Source organism: Aeromicrobium phragmitis (genome assembly GCF_003674095.1).
Classification (GTDB): Bacteria; Actinomycetota; Actinomycetes; order Propionibacteriales; family Nocardioidaceae; genus Aeromicrobium; species Aeromicrobium phragmitis.
In genome coordinates this window covers 1-415 of the sequence record NZ_RDBF01000113.1, presented here as the reverse complement: position 1 = coordinate 415, position 415 = coordinate 1, and the positions used below count along the sequence as shown (strand labels likewise).

The window sequence follows — 415 nt, the reverse complement described above, 5'->3', positions numbered from 1 at the left end:
TGACGGTCCCGGCGCTCGCATCGGGGAGAGACAACGGGAACGGGGCGAACAACGGTGGGGCCGCCTGACGGCTAAGGAACCGATCTGTCGAAAGGAACCCTCACCATGACCACCACCCGGCTCGGTCCAGCACTACTCAAACCATCCGACGTCGCCTGCCGGTTGAACGTCACGACAGCCACTCTGGCTCGCTGGCGATCGGCAGGCACCGGTCCCCGCTACATCAACGTCACCGATCGGACGGTCCGCTACCGACCAGCAGACATCGTGGCCTGGGTCGAAGCATCAACCTCGCTGGCTGGCGGCGCCCCCAGCGTCAGGGATCGAGCTCCTTCTTAGCGGCAAGCATGATGATCTGGTAGACCCCAAACATGGACAGCGGCTGCTCCATGAACTCCCAAAACTCGGGGTACTC

Annotated in this window: 1 protein-coding gene; it reads left to right on the top strand. The window is 63.4% G+C overall.

The window, feature by feature from the left end; translation table 11 throughout:
* The first annotated feature begins 105 nt into the window (after positions 1-105).
* Positions 106-339, top strand: coding sequence for a helix-turn-helix transcriptional regulator (locus D9V41_RS18700; RefSeq protein WP_121795622.1), 234 nt, complete (start codon positions 106-108; stop codon positions 337-339).
* Positions 340-415 lie beyond the last annotated feature (76 nt).